The sequence below is a fragment of the Bradyrhizobium sp. CCGB20 genome, from assembly GCF_024199855.1.
In the GTDB taxonomy this organism is placed as follows: Bacteria; Pseudomonadota; Alphaproteobacteria; order Rhizobiales; family Xanthobacteraceae; genus Bradyrhizobium.
In genome coordinates, this window is sequence record NZ_JANADN010000001.1 from 1,228,458 (window position 1) to 1,247,474 (window position 19,017).

At 65.5% G+C, this 19,017-nt stretch carries 16 protein-coding genes; 6 read left to right on the forward strand and 10 right to left on the reverse strand.

The window, feature by feature from the left end:
- Positions 1–4 precede the first annotated feature (4 nt).
- Positions 5–1,024 (reverse strand): flagellar motor protein MotA, encoded by a 1,020-nt coding sequence (locus NLM15_RS05705; RefSeq protein ID WP_254116063.1) that lies wholly within the window; start codon positions 1,022–1,024, stop codon positions 5–7.
- A gap of 162 nt (positions 1,025–1,186) precedes the next feature.
- Between NLM15_RS05705 and NLM15_RS05710 the strand changes: the two genes are divergently transcribed.
- The 4 genes from NLM15_RS05710 to NLM15_RS05725 all read left to right on the forward strand — a co-directional run bounded on the left by NLM15_RS05710 (position 1,187) and on the right by NLM15_RS05725 (position 8,110).
- Entirely contained in the window at positions 1,187–2,215 is a 1,029-nt protein-coding gene (locus NLM15_RS05710; RefSeq protein ID WP_254116064.1) for a cyclopropane-fatty-acyl-phospholipid synthase family protein, read from the forward strand.
- Positions 2,216–2,444: 229 nt separating this feature from the next.
- Complete coding sequence (locus tag NLM15_RS05715; RefSeq protein ID WP_254116065.1) at positions 2,445–3,638, forward strand: efflux RND transporter periplasmic adaptor subunit; 1,194 nt, start codon at positions 2,445–2,447, stop codon at positions 3,636–3,638.
- Between the two features lie 6 nt (positions 3,639–3,644).
- Positions 3,645–6,806, forward strand: coding sequence for a multidrug efflux RND transporter permease subunit (locus NLM15_RS05720; protein WP_254116066.1), 3,162 nt, complete (start codon positions 3,645–3,647; stop codon positions 6,804–6,806).
- 173 nt (positions 6,807–6,979) lie between these two features.
- On the forward strand, positions 6,980–8,110 hold the full coding sequence (locus tag NLM15_RS05725) for an AAA family ATPase (protein WP_254116067.1): 1,131 nt from the start codon (positions 6,980–6,982) through the stop codon (positions 8,108–8,110).
- Positions 8,111–8,143: 33 nt separating this feature from the next.
- On the opposite strand, the gene NLM15_RS05730 is transcribed toward NLM15_RS05725, so the two are convergent.
- The 9 genes from NLM15_RS05730 to NLM15_RS05770 all read right to left on the reverse strand — a co-directional run bounded on the left by NLM15_RS05730 (position 8,144) and on the right by NLM15_RS05770 (position 18,100).
- Positions 8,144–8,929: an inositol monophosphatase family protein gene (locus tag NLM15_RS05730; protein WP_254116068.1), complete on the reverse strand. Its 786-nt coding sequence runs from the start codon at positions 8,927–8,929 to the stop codon at positions 8,144–8,146.
- Between the two features lie 85 nt (positions 8,930–9,014).
- The gene (locus NLM15_RS05735) at positions 9,015–10,097 is read right to left on the reverse strand and encodes an HcpA family protein (RefSeq protein WP_254116069.1); all 1,083 of its coding nucleotides are present in this window, start codon (positions 10,095–10,097) and stop codon (positions 9,015–9,017) included.
- Positions 10,098–10,105: 8 nt separating this feature from the next.
- A complete protein-coding gene (locus NLM15_RS05740) occupies positions 10,106–10,780 on the reverse strand; it encodes a thiamine phosphate synthase (protein WP_254116070.1) in 675 nt (224 codons plus the stop codon).
- A 3-nt stretch (positions 10,781–10,783) separates the two neighbouring features.
- Positions 10,784–11,809 (reverse strand): class I fructose-bisphosphate aldolase, encoded by a 1,026-nt coding sequence (locus NLM15_RS05745; RefSeq protein WP_254116071.1) that lies wholly within the window; start codon positions 11,807–11,809, stop codon positions 10,784–10,786.
- A gap of 326 nt (positions 11,810–12,135) precedes the next feature.
- On the reverse strand, positions 12,136–13,203 hold the full coding sequence (fba, locus tag NLM15_RS05750; protein ID WP_254116072.1) for a class II fructose-bisphosphate aldolase: 1,068 nt from the start codon (positions 13,201–13,203) through the stop codon (positions 12,136–12,138).
- Between the two features lie 57 nt (positions 13,204–13,260).
- Positions 13,261–14,457: a phosphoglycerate kinase gene (locus NLM15_RS05755; RefSeq protein ID WP_254116073.1), complete on the reverse strand. Its 1,197-nt coding sequence runs from the start codon at positions 14,455–14,457 to the stop codon at positions 13,261–13,263.
- 150 nt (positions 14,458–14,607) lie between these two features.
- Positions 14,608–15,615, reverse strand: a complete 1,008-nt coding sequence (gap, locus tag NLM15_RS05760) for a type I glyceraldehyde-3-phosphate dehydrogenase (protein ID WP_254116074.1) — start codon at positions 15,613–15,615, stop codon at positions 14,608–14,610.
- Between the two features lie 170 nt (positions 15,616–15,785).
- Positions 15,786–17,771 carry a transketolase gene (tkt, locus tag NLM15_RS05765; protein WP_254116075.1) on the reverse strand — a complete coding sequence of 662 codons (1,986 nt, stop codon included), beginning with the start codon at positions 17,769–17,771 and terminating at the stop codon, positions 15,786–15,788.
- Positions 17,772–17,953: 182 nt separating this feature from the next.
- The gene (locus tag NLM15_RS05770; RefSeq protein WP_254116076.1) at positions 17,954–18,100 is read right to left on the reverse strand and encodes a hypothetical protein; all 147 of its coding nucleotides are present in this window, start codon (positions 18,098–18,100) and stop codon (positions 17,954–17,956) included.
- Between NLM15_RS05770 and NLM15_RS05775 the strand changes: the two genes are divergently transcribed.
- Both NLM15_RS05775 and NLM15_RS05780 read left to right on the forward strand, forming a co-directional pair.
- Positions 18,069–18,389, forward strand: coding sequence for a DUF4164 domain-containing protein (locus NLM15_RS05775; RefSeq protein WP_063694167.1), 321 nt, complete (start codon positions 18,069–18,071; stop codon positions 18,387–18,389). The genes NLM15_RS05770 and NLM15_RS05775 overlap by 32 nt on opposite strands.
- Positions 18,386–18,769 (forward strand): cell division protein ZapA, encoded by a 384-nt coding sequence (locus NLM15_RS05780; protein ID WP_254116077.1) that lies wholly within the window; start codon positions 18,386–18,388, stop codon positions 18,767–18,769. Before NLM15_RS05775 ends, NLM15_RS05780 begins: the two co-directional genes overlap by 4 nt.
- Positions 18,770–19,017 lie beyond the last annotated feature (248 nt).

Sequence of the window (19,017 nt, forward strand, 5' to 3'; positions counted from 1 at the left end):
TCGCCTAGCCCTTTTCCGGCTGGCGCGCGATGCGCTCCAGCAGGCGGCGGATCTCGCGGTTCTGCTCGCCCTGGCCGTCGGCCCATTCGCGGATCATCTGCTGCTCGGTCCGCATGTGCGAGACCAGCGCCTGGATGGCTTCGGCAAGGCTGGCCATGGCCGCCGTGGTGCCGCGGCTGGCGCTGCCTTCCTCGAGCACGGAGCGTAAGCGCTCGACGGCGGCCTGGAGCTCACCGCTGGCAACGCCGCCGCCGCCGGCGGCGACAGCGACTTCGCCGCGACCATATTCGCGCACGGTGGTGGCGAGCCAGTCTTCCAGATCGGTGTAGAAGCGGTTCTGCGCCTGGCTCGATTGCAGGTCGAGGAAGCCCAGGATCAGCGAGCCGGCGAGGCCGAACAGCGAGCTCGAGAACGAGATGCCCATGCCGCCGAGCGGGGCGGCGAGGCCCTCCTTCAGCGTGTCGAACAGCGCGCCGGAATCGCCGCCGACCTTGAGCCCGTCGATCACCTTGCCGACCGAGCCGACCGTCTCGATCAGGCCCCAGAAGGTGCCGAGCAGGCCGAGGAAGACGAGCAGGCCGGTCATGTAGCGGGAGATATCGCGGGCCTCGTCCAGGCGGGTCGCGATCGAATCGAGCAGGTGCCGCATGGTCGTCTGGGTGATGGTCATCCGCCCGGTGCGCTCGCCGCCCAGGATCATGGCCATCGGCGCCAGCAGTTTCGGATGCCGGGCCGGCGCAAGGCCGGGATCGGCGATGCGGAAATTGTTGACCCAGGAGACTTCAGGGTAGAGCCGGATCACCTGGCGGAAGGCCAGGATGATGCCGATGAACAGCACGCCGCCGATCAGGGCGTTGAGGCCGGGATTGGCGAAGAAGGCCTGGATGATCTGCTTGTAGAGCACCACGCCGACCAGGGTGCACAGCACCAGAAAGACCAGCATCCGGACCAGGAAAACGCTGGGCGAGGACAGCTTGGTATATTCGATATCCATGGAAGAGCGGGGCGAGGCGCCTGGCGGCATGGCCGGTATCATCCGTTACTTGCTTGCGGGGCGCACTATGGCACAGCGCCAGCCCAAAAAAAGCGCCGGATGCGCCGATTTCGTGGAGAGCTGGGGGAACCCGGACCGGAAGCCACGCTTTGATAAGCAGGTGTCTGCAAAGGCTCGCCATTTGGGGGGCGCATGAGCGTCGTTTCCGCGATCATCGGGACTGCTGATCGCGTGCCGCTGCCGGATGTCGTGATTCGCGCCGCGATCCAGCGCCTGTGTTCGCGCACGGCGGCGCGCCTGTCCGCCCTGGGCGCGGCCGACGACGCCGCCTTCGCCGGGCGGATGATCCTGCGGCCGATCGCCGAGGAGGCGGATGTCGTCAATCCCGGGCATGACGAGGTGCCCGCGGCGTTCTTTGCGGAGGTGCTCGGCCCCAACCGCAAATATTCGTGCTGCTTCTACAAGTCCGCTGCGAGCACGCTGCAGGAGGCGGAGGAGGAGGCGCTGCGCCAGACCGTCGCGCACGCCGGCCTCGCCGACGGCCAGACCATCCTCGAGCTCGGCTGCGGCTGGGGCTCGCTGTCGCTGTGGATAGCGCGGCAGTTTCCGCACGCGAAGGTGACGGCAGTGTCGAGCTCGCAGGCCCAGCGCGCTTATGTCGAGGAGCAGGCGCGGCTGCGCGGGCTCCTGAACCTGCGCGTGGTCACCGCGGACATGAACGTGTTCGCGCCCGACGGGCCATTCGACCGCATCGTCTCGGTCGAGATGTTCGAGCAGATCATGAACTGGCGCAAGCTGATGACGCGCGCGCGGTCATGGCTCGCGCCCGACGGGCGCTTCTTCATGCACATCGTCACCCATCGCTCCGGCTCCCACCTGTTCGACCGCACCAATCGCGAGGACTGGATCGCGCAGCATGTCTTTGCGGACGGGCTGATGCCGAGCCATCACCTCGTCAGGCAATTCGGCGACCTCTTCACGATCGAGAAGGAATGGTGCTGGAGCGGAACGCACTATCAGCGCACCGCCAACGACTGGCTCGCCAACTTCGATGTGCATCGTGACACGATCGAAGCGTCCCTGCGTAAGCTCCACGGCGAGGAGACCGGGCTGCGGGTGCGGCGCTGGCGCTGGTTCCTCCTCGCGACGTCAGGCCTGTTCGGCTACGCCGATGGAACCGAATGGGGCGTCAGCCAGTACCGGATGAAGGCTTCCGGGTAATTGCGATCTTCTGTCGCAGCGCGCGCTGATGGAACCCGACTCACAATCCGGTGAGTCCCAAAAAGCGCCCTGAACTCAGCGCCATAGGCCGTGTGACATTGAGCCGCCCGCAACATGCGTTGCGTCGCAGCAAGTCCATTCTATTTTGGCGGTATCCATCGCGCGGAATCGCCCAGAACGGGCCAGCGCGAGCGTAACCAGTTTCAACAACATCGGGGCACTTAACTTCATGTCAGGACTTCGCGCGCGAACGGCATGCGTTGCAATGATGCTCGCGGCCTTTACGCCGCTGCTTGTGGGCTGCGACGAATCCGTCTCTGCGGTTTCCGCTGCCCAGCCCGCCGATCCTGATGTCAGCATCGTCATCGTGAAGCCTCAGCCGCGCGCCGTGGTGCGCGAGCTGCCGGGCCGGATCGCGCCGACGCGCGTCTCCGACGTGCGGCCGCGCGTCTCCGGGATCGTGGTCGAGCGCCTGTTCCGCCAGGGCAGCGAGGTGAAGGCGGGCGACCCGCTCTATCGCATCGATCCGCGTCCGTTCGAGGTCGAGGTGATGGCCAACGAGGCCGCGCTCACGAAGGCCGAGGCTGCGCTGATGCAGGCCAAGCAGCAGGCGCACCGCATCGCCACGCTGACCAGCCAGCGCGCCGCGCCCGAGGCCGAGAACGAGAAGGCGGTGGCGGCCGAGCGCCAGGCCCATGCCGAGGTCGAAGGCCGCAAGGCGGAACTCGCGCGCGCCAAGCTCAATCTCGACTATGCGACCGTGCGGGCGCCGATCGACGGCGTCGTCGGCGCGGCCCTCGTCAGCGAGGGTGCGCTCGCGGTGCAGAACGAGACCAACCTCGCCAGCATCCAGCAGCTCGATCCGATCTATGCCGACTTCACCCAGTCGGTGACCGAGCTCAACCAGCTCCGCCGCGCCTTCGAGACCGGCGACCTCGAGCGCATCGCGCCCGATGCCGCCAAGGTGCACCTCATGCTCGACGACAACACCCTTTATTCGCTCGAGGGCAAGCTGTTGTTCTCCGACGCCAAGGTCGACGCCCATACCGGCCAGGTGACCTTGCGCGGCGAATTCCGCAATCCCAAGCGCGAGCTGCTGCCGGGCATGTATGTCCGCGTCCGCATCGACCAGGGTCTCGACAGCGACGCGATCGCGGTGCCGCAGCAGGCGATCCAGCGCAATGGCGGCGGCGGCAGCGAGGTGTTCGTCGTCAAGGACGACAACCACATCGCGGTGCAGCCGGTGCGCACGGGCTCGGTGCAGGACGGACTCTGGTTCGTGACCGAGGGCCTGAAGGCCGGTGACAAGGTCGTGGTCGAAGGCTTCCAGAAGTTCGCCGCCGGCGACAAGGTGAAACCGCAATCCTGGTCGGAAGCGGACGCCACCGCGGACAACCGGCACGCCCAGAAGCTCACGCGGTAACACGCCATGGCGAGTTTCTTCATCGACAGGCCGATCTTCGCCTGGGTGGTCGCGCTGTTCATCTGCTTGATCGGCGCGATTGCGGTCCCGCTGCTGCCGATCGCGCAATATCCGATCATCGCGCCGCCCTCGATCTCGATCTCGACCAGCTATCCCGGCGCCTCGCCCGAAAACCTCTACAACAGCGTCACCCGGCTGATCGAGGAGGAGCTCAACGGCGCCTCCGGCATCCTCAATTTCGAATCGACCAGCGACTCGCTCGGCCAGGTCGAGATCATCGCCAATTTCCAGCCGGGCACCGATACCAGCGCCGCCTCCGTCGAGGTGCAGAACCGCATCAAGCGCGTCGAAGCGCGCCTGCCGCGCGCGGTGATCCAGCAGGGCATCCTGATCGAGGAAGCCTCGAGCGCCGTGCTCCAGATCATCACGCTGAACTCGACCGACGGCAGCCTCGACGAAGTCGGCCTCGGCGACTTCATGATCCGCAACGTGCTCGGCGAGATCCGCCGCATCCCCGGCGTCGGCCGCGCCACGCTCTATTCGACCGAACGCTCGCTTCGCGTCTGGGTCGATCCGGCCAAGCTCGTCGGCTACGGGCTGACCGCTGACGACGTCAACAAGGCGATCGCCGCGCAGAACGCGCAGGTCGCTTCGGGCAGCATCGGCGCCGAGCCCTCGACCGCGAGCCAGCGCACCTCCTCGCTGGTGCTGGTCAAGGGCCAGCTCTCGTCCCCGGACGAGTTCGGCGCCATCATCCTGCGCGCCAATGCCGACGGTTCGACCGTGCGGTTGCGCGACGTCGCACGCATCGAGGTCGGTGGCCTCAGCTACCAGTTCAACACCCGCCTCAACGGCAAGCCGACCGCCGGTCTCTCGGTGCTGATGTCGCCGACCGGCAACGCGCTGGCGACCGCGAGCGCGGTCGAGGAGAAGATGAAGGAGCTGTCGCGCTTCTTCCCGGCCAACATCTCCTACGAGATCCCCTACAACATCACGCCTGTGGTCGAAGCTTCGATCAAGAAGGTGCTGACGACGCTGGTCGAAGCCGTGGTGCTGGTGTTCGTGGTGATGTTCCTGTTCCTGCAGAACATCCGCTACACCATCATCCCGACCATCGTGGTGCCGGTGGCGCTGCTTGGCGCCTGTACCACGCTGCTGCTCGCCGGCTATTCCATCAACATGCTCTCGATGTTCGGCATGGTGCTCGCGGTCGGCATCCTCGTCGACGACGCCATCGTCGTGGTCGAGAACGTCGAGCGCATCATGTCAGAGGAAGGCCTGCCGCCGAAGGAAGCGACGCGGAAGGCGATGACGCAGATATCGGGCGCCATCATCGGCATCACGCTGGTGCTGATGGCGGTGTTCGTGCCGATGGCGTTCTTCCCCGGCTCGGTCGGCATCATCTACCGCCAGTTCTCGGTGACCATGGTCGCCGCGATCGGCTTCTCCGCCTTCCTCGCGCTGTCGCTGACGCCGGCGCTGTGCGCGACCTTGCTCAAGCCCGTCGCGGCCGGCCACGGTCATGCGAAGAGGGGCGTGTTCGGCTGGTTCAACCGCATGCTCGAAGGCGGCAAGGAAGGCTATTCCCGCACCGTCGGCTTCTCGCTGAAGCGCACCGGCCGCCTGATGCTCGTCTATGTCGCGCTGCTGTTAGGTCTCTCCTGGGCCTTCGTCAGCCTGCCCGGCGGCTTCCTGCCGATCGACGACCAGGGCTTCGTCACCACCGACGTGCAGACGCCGTCGGATTCGTCGTATCCCCGCACCGAGGCCGTCATCGAGAAGGTCGAGAAATATCTCGCCGAGCGGCCGGGCGTGAAGGATGTCACCTTCCTCACCGGCTTCAGCTTCTCCGGCCAGGGCATGAACACCGCGCAGGCCTTCATCACGCTGAAGGACTGGTCGGAGCGCGGGCCGAAGGACTCCGCCGCGGCGATCGTCAACGACATCAACCGCGATCTCGGGTCGTCGATCCGCGACGCAAAAATCTCAGCGTTGCAGCCGCCGCCGATCGACAATCTCGGCAACTCCTCGGGCTTCTCGTTCCGCCTCCAGGACCGCGGCCAGAAAGGCTATCCGGCGCTGATGCGCGCTGCCGACCAGCTGATCGCGGAGGCCAATGCCAGTTCCGTGCTTCAGAAGGTCTATATCGAGGGCCTGCCCGAGGCGGGCGTGGTCAATCTCGTGATCGACCGCGAGAAGGCCGGCGCCTTCGGCGTCACCTTCGAGGACATCAACAACACGATCTCGACCAATCTCGGCTCGAACTACATCAACGACTTCCCGAACCGCGGCCGCATGCAGCGCGTCGTGGTGCAGGCGGATGCCCGCGACCGCATGCGGACCGAGGACATCCTCAACTACAACGTCAAGAACAGCCGCGGCCAGCTCGTGCCGTTCTCCTCTTTCGCCACGGTGGAATGGGCACGCGGCCCGACGCAGATCGCCGGCTTCAACTATTATCCGGCGGTCCGCATCTCCGGCGAGGCCAGGCCCGGCTTCACCTCGGGCGACGCCATCGCCGAGATGGAGCGGCTCGCTGGCAAGTTGCCGCGTGGCTTCGGCTATGAATGGACCGGACAGTCGCTCCAGGAAAAGCTGTCGGGCTCGCAGGCGCCGTTCCTGCTGGCGCTGTCGGTGTTCGTGGTGTTCCTTTGTCTTGCCGCGCTCTACGAGAGCTGGACCATTCCGCTCGCGGTGCTGCTCACGGTGCCGCTCGGCATCGTCGGCGCGGTGGCCGCGGCGATGCTGCGCGGCCTGCCCAACGACGTCTATTTCACCGTCGGCCTGATCACCATCATCGGTCTCGCCGCCAAGGACGCGATTCTGATCATCGAGTTCGCCAAGGACCTGCGCAAGGAGGGCAAGCCGCTGGTGGAAGCCACCATCGAGGCCTGCCGCCTGCGCTTCCGTCCTATTTTGATGACCGGTCTCGCCTTCATCTGCGGCGTGCTGCCGATGGCGATCGCCCACGGCGCCGGCGGTGCCAGCCAGCAGGCGCTCGGCAGCATCGTGATGGGCGGCATGATCGCCGTGGTGATCCTGGCGCTGCTGATGGTGCCGGTGTTCTTCGTCTCCGTGCAGCGCGTGCTGGCGGGGGACCGGGAGCCGAAGGTGGCGAAGGAAGGCGAGGCGCACGGCCGGCCGGCGCCGGCAAGGGCCGGCCACTGAACGCCGGGTCGGCCCTGATTGCTTCAGAACTGGACGCTACGTCGCGCGACGTCTAACAGGCGTTCGGCTTGCTTTCTCGGAATTGTCAATCCAGACTGCATCCCTGGATTGAAAGAATGTGTATTCGCACTGCATGGCGAATGCACAGACAGCCCGCCGATCGAGAGCATGTGATGCGTCCGACCGAAATTTCGATCTCGAACTATCGCTCACTTCGGCGGCTCTCCATACCCATCCACCCCTTGTCCGTGTTTGTGGGTGAGAACGGTGTCGGCAAATCCAATCTCTACAAATCATTGTCGCTGTTGCGCGACGCGGCGACCGGGCGGATCACGCGCACGATCGCCGATGAAGGCGGCTTGAATTCGGTCTGCTGGTCCGGCATTCGCAAGCGCGGCGAAGATGGGCGACTGCGGTTGTCGGCCAGATTCGACGGGATGAGATATTCCATCGAGCTCGGATTTCCCGGCCCGCTAGAGGCGGCGTTTTCCGGTGAGCCGATGATCAAGGCCGAAAGCATCGAGACGACGCAGGGCAAACGAACGGTTCAACTGATGGAGCGGAAAAATTCGCTCGTCAGCGTCCGCGGCGAGAGCGGTGCCTGGAATGGCCACAAGGATGCGGTGCTGCCGTCAGAAACCGTCCTTGCGGGTTTTTCCGATGGCAAGGAATGCCCTGAAATCGATTTGATCAGAAACGCGATGCTGGGCTGGCGATTCTATCATGACTTTCGCACCGATCCGGCGTCACCGATCCGGAAGCCCTGTCTGGCGATCACGACGCCCTCGCTCAGTGCCGATGGAGTCGATTTGGCTGCGGCCCTGGCGACACTTTACATCATTCGGGAAGACGCCACCGACCTGCAGGACGCAATCCAGGATGCATTCCCCGGCGCTGAGCTCCGCGCATGGGAAGAAAATGGCAGGTGTGAATTTGATCTGCAACTGATGGATATGCCGCGGCCGTTTAGGGCTCATGAACTATCCGACGGGACGCTGAAGTACATTTGCCTGCTCGCGGTGTTCATGGGCTATCGGCTTCCGCCGTTCATCGCGCTGAACGAACCCGAGACCAGCCTGCATCCGTCGCTGCTGGCGCCGCTGGCCCGGCTGATCGCCAAGGCATCACGCCGCGCCGACATCTGGATTGTCACCCATTCGGAGCAGCTGATGGAGGCATTGCGAAGCGAGAGTTCGGTCCCGCTTCGCCGGGTGATCAAGTCGAAAGGCGCCACGACGATCGAGGGCCTGACCATCGGCGGTGAGTACCGCGACGAGGAATCCGACGAGGACGACGACGCTTAGCCGCTGCGCATCGAGCCGTCGTGCGACGGCCTCCTACTTCCGCAAGATCTTCACCAACTCCCCGTGCACGAACTCGTTGCCGCATACCACATGCCCGGTCACCAGCGCATCGCCCGGGGTGGCGATGTCGCTCACCGTTCCGCCGGCTTCGCGCACCATCAGCATGCCTGCCGCGATGTCCCAGGATTGCAGGTTGCGCTCCCAATAGCCGTCGAGACGGCCGGCGGCGACGAAGGCGAGGTCGAGGGAGGCGGCGCCGAAACGGCGCAGGCCTGCGACGCGGTCCTGGATCGCGGTCATCTCGCGGCGGAATTCCTCGTGGTCGCCGCGGCCGATATGGGGCAGGCCGCAGGCCACCACGCATTCGTTGAGCTGGCGGCGGCCGGCCACGCGCAGGCGCTGGTCGTTGAGGAAGGCGCCCTTGCCGCGCTCGGCGATATAGAGCTCGTCATTGGCGGGGTTGTAGATCACGCCCGCAATGATCGTGCCCTCGCGCACGAGGCCGATCGAGATCGCGAATTGCGGGATGCCGTGCAGGAAGTTGGTGGTGCCGTCGAGCGGATCGACGATCCAGGTATGGCTCTTGTCGCTTCCCTCGCGGGTGCCGCCTTCCTCGCCGATGAAGCCGTAGCCGGGCCGGGCCTTGGCGAGGTCCTGATAGAGGATCTCTTCGGCGCGCTTGTCGGCCAGCGAGACGAAATTGGCCGGCCCCTTCAGCGAGACCTGAAGATGCTCGATCTCGCCGAGATCGCGCTTGAGGCTGCGGCCGGCGCGGCGCGCAGCCTTGACCATGACGTTGATAGTTGCGGAATACAGCATGAGCTCTGGTCTTGATCGGGGGAAATGGCGCGAAATCGCGCCTGATTGAGGGGATTGGGTGCCCTGCGAGGGCCCTAACGTCAAGTCATTTGGTCCCGAGCCATTTTCTGGCGGCCGCCTCCGCCTTGGCCCGGTCCTCGGCCGGCAGGTCGGACAATTGCTTGTCGAGCTCCGGATCGCCCTTGCCGGAGGTTTTCGCCACCAGGTGCCATTTAAAGCCCTCGACCTTGTCCGTGGAGGTGCCCATGCCGTTGATCAGCACCCAGGCCAGGCGGTTCTGCGCGATCGCGCTGCCCTGGCGGGAGGCCTTGCGGAGCAACGCCACAGCGGCCGGCTGGTTCTTCGGCGTGCCGGTGCCGTTGAACATGGCGATGGCGTATTCGACCTCGGCATCGACATTGTCCGCAAGCGATGCCGCCTGGAGCAGTCGCACCGCGCGTTCCGGGTCCTTCGGCACGCCGGTGCCTTCCTTGTAGAAGGTCGCGAGCGCGTATTGTGCCTCGGGCAGGCCGGCGTCGGCCGCCTGGCGCAGCAGCTCGGCGGAACGCTTGACGTCCTGCGGCAGGGTCTGGCCGTCGAGGTAGAGCAAAGCAAGGTTATAGGCCGCCTTGGGCTCGCCGAGCTTGGCGGCGGAAGCCATCAGCTTCACCGCCTCGCCTTTGTCGACCGAGCCGCCGCGGCCGGAGATGCGCAGCATGGCGAGCGCGAACATCGCCTCGCGGTCGCCGGCGTCGGCGGCGCGCTTGTACCATTCGAGCGCCTTGGCGTAGTCGCGGCGGATGCCCATGGCGTTGGAATAGAGCTCGCCCAGCATGGTCATCGCCTTGGGATCGCCAGCTTGCGCGCGGGTGGTAGCGAGCTCGAACGCCGTCTTGTACTGGCCGCGCTGATAGGCGCCGAACACCAGGTCGACGTTGGGATTGTCGGTTGCCGGCGCGGGGATCACGGTCGCGGGCAGCGCCGGCTTGGGGGAAGCGGCCGGCTTGGGAGAGGCGGAAGGCTTCGGTGCCGGCGCGGCCTCCTTCTTCTTCGTGAGCGCGTGCGGCTTGGGCTTCTGCTTCTCGGGCGCTGCGCTCGGCGTCGTCGCCGGCGGCGTGATCTGGAGCTGCGCGGCCGCGGGCGCCGTCAGCAGCAGCGTGGCCAGGATGGTGATGCACTGGAGCTTCATGTCGGGCGCTAGCCGTGCTCCTGACCCGCAAGCGCAGTCGCATGGGCCTTCTTGATCGCAGCGTCCACCTCGATCAGCGCAGCCTTCGCACCGCGCGGATCGGACCAGACGAATTCGCCGACCAGCACGAAATCGGCGCCACTGGCAGCGAAGTCGTGGGCTTCTTCCAGCGAGGTCGCAAAGCCGACGCAGGGCGGCTCGAACAGTTCGGCCCACCAGTCCAGCCGCTCCGCAATCGCTTGTGCCGAGGGGCGCTGTCCCTTCGCGTCGGGCTCGCCGAACAGCAAATAGTCGGCGCCGATCTCGCCCGCATCCATGGAATGGTGCCGCGTCGTCAGCCCGCCGACGCCGGCGATGCGATCCGGCTTGAGCGATGGCAGTCCCTCTTTCAGCGCGGCGATGCCGGGGAGGTGCGCGCCGTCGGCGCCGCCGCGCGCGACGAGTTCGGCATGGCCGTCGACCAGCAGCGCAGCGCCCGCCTTCTGCACCGGCGGCGCGAAGGCCTTGATGCGCGTGATCATGGTGCGCTGGTCGGTCTCCTTCAGCCGCAGCAGCACGGCCGCGACATCGGCAGAGGCGAGCAGGTCCGGCAACTCGGCAACGAGCGTCGCGGGATCATCGACAACAGGCGTCGCGAGATACAGGCGCGGCGCCGGGCGCGGCGGAGGCGATTTGTTCGACAAGATCTAGGCTGCCTTCTTTTCCAGGCTGCTTTGCCATTCGCCCTTGGACGCCAGACCATTCATCCGGGCGCGATGGCTGAATGCGCTTTGGCCGGCCGCGACATTCTCGGGCTTGCCGGACCAGGCCTTCTGCGGTGCGGCCTGCAGCGCGCGGCCGTAGGAGAAGGTCAGGCCCCAGGGCAGCGGCCCGAGCTTGTGCATGGCGTTGAGATGCGCGGTTGCCTCCTCGTCCGACTGGCCGCCGGAGAGGAAGGCGATGCCGGGCACCGCCGCCGGCACGCACGCCTTCAGGAGCCGCAGGGTCTTCTCCGCGACTTCCTCGACGGGCGCCTGCTTCGCGCACTTCTTGCCAGAGATCGCCATGTTCGGCTTCAGCACCATGCCTTCGAGCGCGACGCGTTGTACGCGCAGCTCCTGGAACGTCTTGTTGAGCACGCGGGTCGTCACCTCAAAGCAGCGGTCGATGTCGTGATCGCCGTCCATCAGCACTTCCGGCTCGACGATCGGCACGATCTGCGCGGCCTGGCACAGTGCTGCATAGCGCGCCAGCGCGTGGGCGTTGACGCTGATCGCGGTCATCGAGGGGATGCCGCTGCCGATATCGATCACCGCGCGCCATTTGGCGAAGCGCGCGCCGCGCTCGTAATATTTCTTCAACCGCTCGGCGAGCTTGTCGAGCCCGACGGTGACGAGCTCGCCCGGGCACATCGGCAGGGCTTGCGTGCCTTCGTCGACCTTGATGCCGGGAATGGCGCCGCTCTGTTCGATCAGCTTGACCAGCGGCGTGCCGTCTTTGGCGTCCTGCCAGATCGTCTCGTCATAGAGGATCACGCCGGAGATGCACTGGCTCATGGCCTCCTTGGACCGGAACAGCATCTCGCGATAGTCGCGGCGGTTGTCTTCGGTCGACTCCACGCCGATCGCGTCAAACCGCTTCTTGATGGTGCCGGAGGATTCGTCGGCGGCAAGGATGCCCTTGCCGGGCGCGACCATGGCGGTCGCGATCCTGTTGAGCTCAGTCAGATTCATCGAGAGGTCCTCCCAAAACGATTCTGCCCTTGCCTGTGAAAATAGACGGTTCTCGGGCAATTGCCGAGTTAACGTTCGTCGCAGGGTAAAGGGGGCGGGAGGTCGTCGGGTAAATGGCTGGCTGGGCGACCCTTCACCTCGCCCCGCTTGCGGGGAGAGGCATAGGCCGCCCTTGGTGGCCGTCTTTAAGAACGCCGAAGCGGAGCTTCGGCTATGCGCGAAGCGACCGGGGGAGGGGGGCAGGTCTAATCGATAGGGCACAATTCGCGGAGGGAGCCCCTCACCCCGACCCTCTCCCCGTAAGAACGGGGAGAGGGGGGTATAGATCACGCCACCTTCGGGTCGAGCTCGCCCTTGGCGTAGCGCTTGGCCATCTCGGCGGTGGTCAGGACCTTCTTGATCTTGGAGGCCTGGCCGGCGGTGTTGAACTCCTGGAGCCGCTGCTTGCACAGCTTGGTCATCGCTTCCATCGCGGGCTTCAGGTACTTGCGCGGGTCGAACTCTTCCGGGTGCTCCTTGAACACCTTGCGGATCTGGCCGGTCATGGCCATGCGGTTGTCGGTGTCGATGTTGATCTTGCGCACGCCGTTCTTGATGCCGCGCTGGATCTCGGCGACCGGGACGCCCCAGGTCGGCTTCATCTTGCCGCCGAACTCGTTGATGATGTCCTGGAGGTCCTGCGGCACGGACGAGGAGCCGTGCATCACGAGATGCGTGTTCGGCAGCTTGCGGTGGATCTCCTCGATCACCTTCATGGCGAGGATGTCGCCGTCAGGCTTGCGGGTGAACTTGTAGGCGCCGTGAGAAGTCCCCATCGCGATCGCGAGCGCGTCGACCTTGGTCTCCTGGACGAACTTCACGGCTTCGTCCGGATTGGTCAGGAGCTGGTCGTGGCTCAGCTTGCCTTCGGCGCCGTGGCCGTCTTCCTTGTCGCCCATGCCGGTCTCGAGCGAGCCGAGCACGCCGAGCTCACCCTCGACCGAGATGCCGCCGAGATGAGCCATGTCGGTCACGGTCTTGGTGACGCCGACATTGTAGTTCCAGTCGGCCGGGCTCTTGCCGTCGGCCTTGAGCGAGCCGTCCATCATCACCGAGGTGAAGCCGGCCTGGATCGCGGTCATGCAGGTCGCGGCCTCGTTGCCGTGGTCGAGATGCACGCAGACCGGAATGTGCGGATAGATCTCGGTGACCGCGTCCATCATGTGCTTGAGCATGATGTCGTTGGCGTAGGAGCGCGCACCGCGCGAGGCCTGGATGATGACCGGCGCGTCGACCGTGTTGGCCGCGTCCATGATCGCCAGCGCCTGCTCCATGTTGTTGATGTTGAAGGCCGGTACGCCGTAATCGTTCTCAGCCGCATGGTCGAGCAATTGACGCAACGTGATCCGAGCCATGTGTCTTTTTCTCCGTTTGGGCCTGCAGGGCCGCTTGCTTCTCTTCTTGCCGACTAATTACTTGATGCGCAGAACTTCGACGCCGGGCAGGGGCTTGCCTTCCATCCATTCAAGAAATGCGCCACCGGCGGTCGAAACATAGGTGAACTGACCGGCCACATGGGCCTGGTTGAGGGCCGCAACGGTGTCGCCGCCGCCCGCGATCGAGATCAGTTTCTTGGCCTTGGTGCGCTCGGCAGCGTGCTTGGCGGCCGCGACCGTGCCGCGGTCAAACGGCTGCATCTCGAAAGCACCGAGCGGTCCATTCCAGACCAGGGTGGCTGCGTCATCGATGGCGGCATGGACCCGCGCGATCGACTGCGGGCCGACGTCGAGGATCATGCCGTCGGCCGGGATCGCATCGAGCCCGTAGGCATGCGAGGGCGCATTGGCGGCGAAGTGATAGGCGACCGTGGCGTCGACCGGCAGGATGATCGCGCAATTGGCGGCTTCCGCCTTTTCCATGATGCGGAGCGCGGTGGCGGCGAGATCCTTCTCGGCGAGCGACTTGCCGACCGCGACGCCCTGGGCGTGCAGGAAGGTGTTGGCCATGCCGCCGCCGATCACCAGCGCATCGACCTTGTTGACGAGGTTTTCGAGCAGGTCGATCTTGGTCGAGACCTTTGCGCCGCCGATGATCGCGATGACGGGTTTGGTCGGCGAACCCAGCGCCTTCTCCAGCGCGACGAGCTCGGCCTGCATGGTGCGCCCGGCATAGGCCGGCAGCTTGTGGCCGAGGCCTTCGGTCGTGGCATGGGCGCGGTGCGCGGCCGAGAAGGCGTCATTGACCCAGATGTCGCCGAGCTTCGCCAATTCCGCGACGAAGGCGGGATCGTTCTTTTCCTCTTCCTTGTGGAAGCGGGTATTTTCCAGGCACAGGATGTCGCCATCCTTCAGCGCCGCCACGGCCGTGGCCGCGGGCTCGCCGACGCAGTCGTCGGCGAAGGCGACGGGCTTGTTCACGACCTTCGACAGCGCTTCGGCAACCGGCTTGAGCGACTCCTTGGGGTCGCGTCCCTTCGGCCGGCCGAAATGCGCGAGCAGGATGACCTTGCCGCCCTTGTCCGAGATTTCGGTGATGGTCGGCGCGACGCGCTCGAGCCGGGTGGCGTCGCTGACGCGCCCGTTCTCCATGGGCACGTTGAGATCGACGCGCAGCAGCACGCGTTTGCCCTTCACGTCGACGTCGTCGAGGGTGCGGAATTTGTTGGTCATCGGATGGTCTCAACTTCTGGGACAGTCATTCCGGGGCGCGCGTAGCGCGAACTCTGGTGCGCAGTTGCGCACCTGAGAATCTCGAGATTCCGGGGCTGGTCCTTCGGACCATCCCGGAATGACGGTGCAACTAGAACGTCCAGATGATCCTTAGATCACCTTCGCGATCGCGACGGCGGTGTCCGCCATGCGGTTCGAGAAGCCCCACTCGTTGTCGTACCAGGACATCACGCGCACCAGCGTGCCGTTCTGCACCTTGGTCTGGTCCTCGTGGAAGGTCGAGGAGTGCGGATCGTGGTTGAAGTCGATCGAGACGTTCGGTGCGGTGGTGTAGCCGAGGATGCCCTTGAGCTGCTGCTCGGACGCACGCTTCATCGCGGCGTTGATTTCCTTGGCGTCGGTGGCGCGCTTGGCGACGATCTTGAGGTCGACGACCGAGACGTTCGGGGTCGGCACGCGGATCGCGACGCCGTCGAGCTTGCCCTTCAGCTCGGGCAGCACGAGGCCGATCGCCTTGGCGGCACCGGTCGAGGTCGGGATCATCGACATCGCAGCCGCGCGGCCGCGGTAGAGATCCTTGTGCATGGTGTCGAGCGTCGGCTGGTCGCCGGTATAGGCGTGGATCGTGGTCATGAAGCCGGTCTCGATGCCGACGAGGTCGTTCAGCACCTTGGCAACCGGCGCAAGGCAGTTGGTGGTGCAGGAGCCGTTGGAGACGACCAGATGATCCTTGGTCAGCGTCTCGTGGTTGACGCCGTAGACGATGGTGGCGTCGGCGCCGTCGGCGGGCGCGGAAACCAGAACGCGCTTGGCGCCGGCGGTCAGGTGCGCGGAGGCCTTGTCCTTCGAGGTGAAGATGCCGGTGCATTCCAGCGCGATGTCGACGCCGAGATCCTTCCAGGGCAGCTTCGAGGGATCGCGCTCGGCGGTCACCTTGATCTTGCCGCCGCCGAGGTTGATCGAGTCGCCGTCGACGGTGACGGTGCCGGGGAAGCGGCCATGGACGCTATCGAAGCGGAGGAGATGGGCGTTGGTCTCGACCGGGCCGAGATCGTTGATGCCGACGACCTCGATGTCCTTGCGGCCGGACTCGGCGATAGCACGCAGCACGTTGCGGCCGATGCGGCCAAAACCGTTAATTCCGACGCGGACTGCCATGTTTCATCTCCTTATGACCGTTCAATGACGTGATCGATAACGCCTAATCTTCCCGCACAACGCGCTCTACGCGCTTGCGAGGGTTTTTTAGGGGCGGACGCCCGGTTCGGCCGGGCGGTGCTTGATCATATGAGAGATTACGTAGTCCTTTTTTTTGGCAAGCTCAACTCTCAGCTAACGCGCTTCAGCACAGCGTTAACCGCAGCCTCGGCGGTAATGCCGAAATGCTTGTAAAGATCCTTCGCCGGCGCGCTCGCACCGAACGAATGCATGCCGACGAATTCGCCATCCTGGCCGATCACGGCGTCCCAGCCCCAGCGCACGGCGGCTTCGATCGCGACCTTCACCGGCGCGTTGCCGATGATCTCGGCACGCTTGGCTTCTGGTTGCGCTAACAAAAGCTCGAGCGAGGGCACCGAGACCACCCGTGACGCGATGCCGCGCTCGGCGAGCTGCTTCTGGGCGGCAACCGCGATCTCGACCTCGGAACCGGAAGCGAACAGCGTCGCCCTGGCTTCGCCCTGGGCTGCGACCAGCTCGTAGGCGCCGGCCGCGCAGGGATTGTCGTTCGGTGCATTGGTGCGGAGCTGCGGCAGGTTCTGCCGCGTCAGGGCCAGCACCGTCGGGCCGTCGATGCGGTTGAGCGCGAGCTCCCAGCACTCGGCGACCTCGATGGAATCGCAGGGACGGAACACGCGCATGTTCGGAATGGCGCGAAGTGCCGCGAGATGCTCGACCGGCTGGTGGGTCGGGCCGTCCTCGCCGAGGCCGATGGAATCGTGCGTCATCACGTAGACGACGCCGGCGCCCATCAGCGCGGCAAGGCGCATCGCAGGACGCGCGTAGTCAGTGAACACCAGGAAGGTCGCGCCGTTCGGCGCGAAGCCGCCGTGCAGGAAGATGCCGTTCATCGCCGCCGCCATGCCGTGCTCACGGATGCCGTAATGGATGAAGCGGCCCTTCGGCGTCTTGGCCGAGAACGCGGTCGCCGACTTCGCCTTGTTGTTGTTGGAGCCGGTGAGGTCGGCGGAGCCGGCGAGGAATTCCATCGGCATCGCGCCGGCGATGACTTCGATCACGGCTTCCGAGGATTTGCGGGTGGCCGCGGTCATCGGCTTTTCCAGCAGCTCCTTCTTGTACGCACGCACCGCCTTGGCGAGCGAAGCGGGACGCTCATGACGCAGACGACGCTCGAACTCGGCGCGCTTGCGGCTGCCGAGCTCGCCGAGCCGGCCCTCCCATTCCTGTCGTGCCGCCGCGCCGCGGCTGCCGGCTTCGCGCCAGGCCTTCAGCACGTCGTCCGGCACCGAGAACGGCTCGAGCGAGATGCCGAGATTTTCCTTGGCGGCCTTGAGCTCGTCGGCGCCGAGCGCCTCGCCATGCGCCTTCGCGGTGCCGGCCTTGTGCGGCGCGCCGAAGCCGATGGTGGTGCGGCAGGCGATCAGCGTCGGCTTGTTGGACTTTTGCGCGCGGGTGATCGCAGCGGCGATCGCGGCCTGGTCGTGGCCGTCGATCTTCTCGGCGGCCCAGCCGGCGGACTTGAAGCGCTTCACCTGGTCGACCGAATCCGCAATCGAGGTCGGTCCGTCGATCGAGATGCCGTTGTCGTCATAGAGCACGATCAGCTTGCCGAGCTTCCAGTGACCGGCCATCGCGATCGCTTCCTGCGACACGCCTTCCATCAGGTCGCCGTCGGAGGCGAGCACATAGGTGTGGTGATCGACGATCTTCTTGCCGAACTCGGCGGCGAGCATCTTCTCGGCGAGCGCCATGCCGACCGCGGTCGAGATGCCCTGGCCGAGCGGGCCGGTGGTGGTCTCGATGCCCTTGGTGTGGAAGTTCTCGGGGTGGCCCGGGGTCAAGCCGCCGAGCTGCCGGAACTGCTTGATCTGGTCCAGCGTCATGCCGGCATTGCCGGTCAGGTACAGCAGCGAATAGAGCAGCATCGAGCCGTGACCGGCCGAGAGCACGAAGCGGTCGCGGTCCGGCCAATCAATTGCGGCAGCGTCGTATTTCAGGAATTGCGTGAACAGCACCGTGGCGATGTCGGCGGCGCCCATCGGCAGGCCGGGATGGCCCGATTTCGCCTTCTCGACAGCGTCCATCGAGAGGCCACGGATCGCGTTGGCCATACGGGTGTGGTCGACTTGCGTCATGTCTGAAATCCGTCTGAAATGAGGCGCTTGGCGGGTGGTGCGGGCCGCGCGGGGAGCCTGGCGGCCACGGAAAGGTCGGGCTGGGATAGCACCTCGGTTCCGGGAGTCCAAGGCAATCAAACGTCGGTTTGGCCGTAAAAGTTGCTTAGCAGTGCATAGTTTCGCGGCGGCGTTGCGCTTCGCTAGCTTGCCACGTAAATTTCTGCTTCTAACCGCTTGCCGAACCGAGTCTTTTGCCGGACGGCAAGCTCCAGGGTAAAGGCCACTGGGTAGGCCACAGGTTCCGCCGCTGACTGCATGAACGATCGCGTGTCCAACAGCTCTGCCATGACGGAGTCATCCGCCGTCGAGATCGAGATCGCGACCCGCAGACTCATGGCGGCGCTCGACTCGCTCGAAAGCGCGGTGGAGCGACGGCGCGATGCCGACCGCGACGAGAACGAACTCGCGGCGCGAATCCAGGCGCTGGGCGCGGATCGTTCGCGGCTCGCCGACGAGCTCGACGGCGCGCTGGTGAAGGCGCGCAAGCTCGAGCGCACCAATCGCGAGATCTCCGATCGGCTGGATTCCGCGATCGTCACGATACGCTCGGTGCTCGATACCGGAGAGGACGGATGAGCCACATCAACGTCACCATCAACGGCCGGCAATACCGCATGGCCTGCGAGGAGGGCCAGGAGGTGCGGCTGCTGAAGCTCGCCGAAAGCCTGGAGACGCGGATCCAGTCGCTGCGCGGAAAATTCGGCGAGATCGGCGATGCGCGCCTCACCGTGATGGCGGCGCTGACCGTCTGCGACGAGCTGGTCGATGTCGGCAACCGCGTCCGCACCATGGAGCAGGAGCTGACCGAGCTCAGGGATTTCCGCAATGCCGCCGTCGAGCGCGCCCGGCTGACCCAGACCGCGGTGGTGAACGCGCTGAACGCCGCGGCCGAGCGCATCGAGAAGTCGACCCAGGTCCTGAACCGGACGGTCGGCAACGGCATCGCGATCGGCTAGGGACTGCTGCCACGCGGGCGGTGCGCTCGCTCCCCCGCTCGCGGAGGAAGCTATCGCGTACGAGCTTGGCGGCGCCTGAGCCAGCGCCTCGTCCTTCGAGACGACCGCTCCGCGGTCTCCTCAGGATGAGGCTGATCGGCAGCTTTGCCCGTAAAAATTGCTGCTAGGCACTCAGTCCTCATCCTGAGGAGCCCGCAAAGCGGGCGTCTCGAAGGATGGCCGCATAAGAGCTTCGCGCCACTGGCGAT